The 4,249-nt window shown below is 58.0% G+C and carries 5 protein-coding genes; 3 read left to right on the forward strand and 2 right to left on the reverse strand.

Annotated elements, in window-relative coordinates; genetic code table 11:
• Positions 1–86: 86 nt before the first annotated feature.
• Positions 87–989, reverse strand: a complete 903-nt coding sequence (hslO, locus tag ACIOZM_RS31310) for an Hsp33 family molecular chaperone HslO (RefSeq protein WP_401221463.1) — start codon at positions 987–989, stop codon at positions 87–89.
• A gap of 106 nt (positions 990–1,095) precedes the next feature.
• On the opposite strand from hslO, the gene ACIOZM_RS31315 reads away from it, so the two are divergent.
• On the forward strand, positions 1,096–1,896 hold the full coding sequence (locus ACIOZM_RS31315; RefSeq protein ID WP_401221466.1) for a phosphatase PAP2 family protein: 801 nt from the start codon (positions 1,096–1,098) through the stop codon (positions 1,894–1,896).
• A gap of 159 nt (positions 1,897–2,055) precedes the next feature.
• On the opposite strand, the gene ACIOZM_RS31320 is transcribed toward ACIOZM_RS31315, so the two are convergent.
• Positions 2,056–2,463, reverse strand: a complete 408-nt coding sequence (locus ACIOZM_RS31320) for an RNA-binding S4 domain-containing protein (RefSeq protein ID WP_401221469.1) — start codon at positions 2,461–2,463, stop codon at positions 2,056–2,058.
• A 249-nt stretch (positions 2,464–2,712) separates the two neighbouring features.
• Between ACIOZM_RS31320 and ACIOZM_RS31325 the strand changes: the two genes are divergently transcribed.
• Positions 2,713–3,159, forward strand: a complete 447-nt coding sequence (locus tag ACIOZM_RS31325) for an ATP-dependent zinc protease (protein WP_401221471.1) — start codon at positions 2,713–2,715, stop codon at positions 3,157–3,159.
• Positions 3,156–4,061 carry a 30S ribosomal protein S6--L-glutamate ligase gene (rimK, locus tag ACIOZM_RS31330; protein WP_007949201.1) on the forward strand — a complete coding sequence of 302 codons (906 nt, stop codon included), beginning with the start codon at positions 3,156–3,158 and terminating at the stop codon, positions 4,059–4,061. The genes ACIOZM_RS31325 and rimK overlap by 4 nt, the downstream gene beginning before the upstream one ends.
• The last annotated feature ends 188 nt before the right edge of the window (positions 4,062–4,249 follow it).

A 4,249-nucleotide genomic window follows, 5' to 3' on the forward strand; every position in this document is an offset into this window, starting at 1 on the left:
CTGAATAGCGAAATTAGAGTAGGTGCCTCACGTCGTATGTGAGTAATTCCGTCGTTGAGCAGTGAATTTACCTACGCTGAACCGTTTTAGTGCCGGGTATCTGACGGCGTCTCGACGCCTGCTCCAGAGAACAATTGAGCGACATCGGCAGCATCGAACAGGTAGCGTTGGTTGCAGAACTGGCAATCGATCTCGATGTTGCCACCGTTTTCGACCACCAGCGCCTGCGCATCTTCCAGACCCAGACTGACCAGCGCATTGCCCGAGCGTTCCCGCGAGCAGCTGCAACGGAAGCGCAGATTCTGCACGTCGAACAGACGCACCTGCTCTTCATGGTAGAGACGATGCAGCACGGTTTCGTTGTCCAGGCTCAACAGTTCATCGGCGCTCAGGGTGCTGGCCAGCGCGGTGATGTGCTGCCAGCTGGCGGCGCGTTCTTCTTCATCTTTCAGGCGATCGGCCGGCAGTTGTTGCAGCAGAAGGCCACGAGCGCGACGGCCGTCGGCGTAGAGCTTGAAGCGCGTGCCGACCTGTTGCGACATGACGAAGTAATTGGTGAAGCAGTCGGACAGGGTTTCGCCGTCGAGATCGACGATGCCCTGATAACGCTGGCCAATTGTCGGGTCGATGGTCAGGGCCAGAACGCCGTTCGGCATCAGGTCGGCAAGCGTCGCATCCGGGGCGATCTGATCGGCTTCGTATCGGGCCAGGCCGCGAATATCGCGATCACTGGAGCACTCGATCATCAGCATCGGGATCGGGCCTTCGGAGCGCGCCTGCAAAATCAGCAAGCCATCGAACTTCAAGGTGCCGACCAGCAGCGAGGCGGCAGCCATCAGTTCACCCAGCAATTGCGCAACCGGTTCCGGGTACGGGTGCTTGGCGAGGACCTCGGCGTAGCTGCGCTCCAGCGCCACCAGTTCGCCGCGAGTGTCGCTGTCATCGAAGATGAAGCGTTGGGAAAAGTCGGTATCTGGAAGGTCGGTCATAGGTTTTGGGTATCTGAATGTGATGACAAAATGGTTACAAAAGATGAAAATCCGGCGCTTCTTGGCACCGTTTTGGTGCGAAATGTTCAGCCACGGGAGGCATTTTATGAACAATCCGGGTTTGTTCCAATCTAGGTGGAACCTCGGCCGGCTGGTTTTGTGCAACATAGTGCCATTAGCATTACTGGCTTTCTGGTTATGGCCTACGGGCCAGATGCTGTGTGTGATTTTCGACGAGTGGCTGTTTCGCTCACTCAATGCACCACTGGCCAGCAACCCCATATGGCTCCACATCTGGGCAATTGCAAGTCTGCGCCCGTTCGACATCGTAGTGGGACTGATCCTGCTGACGCTGCTGATCAAGGGCGACTGGGTGTTCAAGGCCGTTGACGTGCGCCGGGCTTTTTTCGGTTTTCTGTCGATCCTGCTGCTGATGGTGGTGATCCGCGCGCTGTTTTCCAAGTTCGCCGACTACATGGACTGGCAACACAGCAGTCCGTCGATGATGCTCGAAGGCGCGGTGCATATGAGCGACTACTTCCCGCACCTTGAGAAGACCTGGGAGCTGAAAGATCGCTCAAGCCAGAGCTTCCCCGGTGATCATGCTTCGGTGTTGCTGATCTGGGCGCTGTTCATGGGGGTTTTCAGCCGTAGTGTTGGTCAATTCCTGGTGGTTTGGGGCCTGGCGCTGTTGTTTATGCTGCCGCGCTTGGTAGCCGGGGCGCATTGGGGTCAGGACGATTACATCGGCGGCGTATTGCTGGCGGTGTGGGCGTTGGGCTGGGGTTACTACACACCGTTTGCGTATCACGCCTCGAATTTCTGGCTGAAGGTTACTGCGCCGATTTTCGGGCTGCTGGGCAAGTTTCCGGTGATTTCGCGGATGAGTGTGGTGCGTAGCGCCTGATCCCGCGTTGTTGCTGGCGAGTGCTGCGCACTCGATCGCGGGCAAGCCACGCTCCCACAGTGATCTTCAGTGAACATAAATTTTGTGAACACCTGAAGTACCTGTGGGAGCGGGCTTGCCCGCGATGACATCAGTACAGACAACACAGCAACAACGGCTCTACTCGTCGTTGCTGTTCCCACGAAACTTAAACAAGTCCCGTCGCTGTTTCTTGCTCGGTTTGCCATCGGTGCTCACGCCCAGCGCGCCAGCCTTGCGCATCGCCGCTGCCGCTTCACGCTTGGCAATACTGGCCTCGGTCTCGACATACAGCGTCTGCGCCTCGGGTGCGCCACGACGCACGATCGACAAGGCCTCAACCTTAACCGTGCGTTCTTCGAAGCCCATACGAATCTGGAATTCATCACCCACGCGTGGCTCTTTGCCAGGCTTGCAGCGATCGCCTCGGCAATGCACCTTGCCACTCTCGATGGCGGCTTTGGCCAAGGCACGTGTTTTATAGAAACGTGCAGCCCACAACCACTTATCGAGACGGACCTTGTCGTCCTCTTCGCTTTTTTGTGCCATGGAATTTCCTCATTCTGAAATATTGATGAACTGTACTACCGTTTCTGTCGTGCCATGAATTGCACCATCCCGGATTACAATGCGCAGCATCCGACACCTGCTTGAGGGGTCGGCTATCCGGGCCGTAGATATCTGTCGCCTTTTAACCATTATTCTGCGTGAATACCGCGAATTCGGCCGCGTGCGGCCAGAGCGGTTTCTACCGGCTGAGTACCTTTGAAGACATTTGACCATTTGACCGTTGTCGGTCTGCGCGAGTGGGTGGCGCTCCCTAATCTGGGAGTCGCGGGCCTGCGGGCGAAAATCGATACCGGCGCCAGCACCTCCAGCCTGCATGCCACCGACATCGAGCCGTTCGAACGCGACGGCGAGAAGTGGGTGCGCTTTACCGCGCACCTGGGCACGGTGGTGCAGTTGCGTCACCGGCGCTGCGAAGCACCGCTGGTCACTCGCAAAACCATTAAAAGCTCCAACGGCCAGGCCCAGGTTCGCTATGTGATCAGCACCACCCTGGCCCTCGGTGATCGGGTCTGGCCGGTCGAGTTCACCCTCGCCTGCCGCAAGTCCATGCGCTATCGCCTGTTGCTCGGTTCCAAAGCCCTGATTGACGGCCAGTTGGTGGTCAATCCCGGGATTAAATATGTACAAGACAAGCCGGTGTTCCCGGTATCTACCTCTTCCACAGGTGTTGCATGAAGATCGCTGTGCTGTCGCGGAATCCGCGTCTGTATTCCACCCGTCGTCTGGTCGAAGCCGGCACCGAACGCGGGCATGAAATGGTGGTGATCGACACCTTGCGCGCCTATATGAACATCGCCAGCCACAAACCGCAGATCCACTATCGCGGCAAGCCACTGGAAGGCTTCGATGCGGTCATCCCGCGGATCGGCGCATCGGTGACGTTCTACGGCTGCGCGGTGTTGCGCCAATTCGAAATGATGGGGGTGTTTCCGCTCAACGAATCGGTGGCTATCGCCCGTTCACGGGACAAGCTGCGCTCGCTGCAATTGCTTTCACGCCGGGGGATCGGCCTGCCGGTCACCGGGTTCGCTCACTCGCCGGATGACATTCCCGACCTGATCGACATGGTCAACGGCGCACCGCTGGTGATCAAGGTGCTGGAAGGCACTCAGGGCATCGGCGTGGTGCTGTGCGAGACCGCGACGGCGGCAGAGTCGGTAATCGAGGCCTTCATGGGCCTGAAGCAGAACATCATGGTTCAGGAATACATCAAGGAAGCCGGCGGCGCCGACATTCGTTGCTTCGTGGTCGGCGACAAGGTGATCGCGGCGATGAAGCGTCAGGCCAAACCGGGTGAATTCCGCTCCAATCTGCACCGTGGCGGCAGCGCCAGCCTCATCAAGATCACCCCGGAAGAACGCATGACCGCGCTGCGTGCAGCCAAGGTCATGGGTCTGGCCGTGGCGGGCGTGGATATCCTGCGCTCCAATCACGGGCCGCTGGTGATGGAAGTCAACTCGTCACCGGGTCTGGAAGGGATCGAGACCACCACTGGCAAGAACGTGGCGGGGATCATCATCGAGCATCTTGAGAAGAATGGCGGGCCGAACATGACTCGCACCAAGGGTAAAGGCTAATACCGGAATCCTCTGGCGGTGATGAAGCCGCCTTCGCGAGCAAGCTCGCTCCCACAGTTGAAATGCATTCGCCTGTGGGAGCGAGCTTGCTCGCGATATAGGTCGTCCGTTCTTTCTTCTTCCATACTGATAGCGCTGGAATTGGTCAGCAAGATAGGAAGGAACATGCACCTGTGGGCTACGAATAT

The sequence above is a fragment of the Pseudomonas sp. NPDC087346 genome (genome assembly GCF_044744235.1).
GTDB lineage: Bacteria > Pseudomonadota > Gammaproteobacteria > Pseudomonadales > Pseudomonadaceae > Aquipseudomonas.

Coding starts and splice junctions, on each gene's coding strand:
- ACIOZM_RS31320 (WP_401221469.1), bottom strand. CDS start 2,463: ATGGCACAAAAAAGCGAAGAGGACGACAAGGTCCGTCTCGATAAGTGG.
- hslO (WP_401221463.1), bottom strand. CDS start 989: ATGACCGACCTTCCAGATACCGACTTTTCCCAACGCTTCATCTTCGAT.
- ACIOZM_RS31315 (WP_401221466.1), top strand. CDS start 1,096: ATGAACAATCCGGGTTTGTTCCAATCTAGGTGGAACCTCGGCCGGCTG.
- rimK (WP_007949201.1), top strand. CDS start 3,156: ATGAAGATCGCTGTGCTGTCGCGGAATCCGCGTCTGTATTCCACCCGT.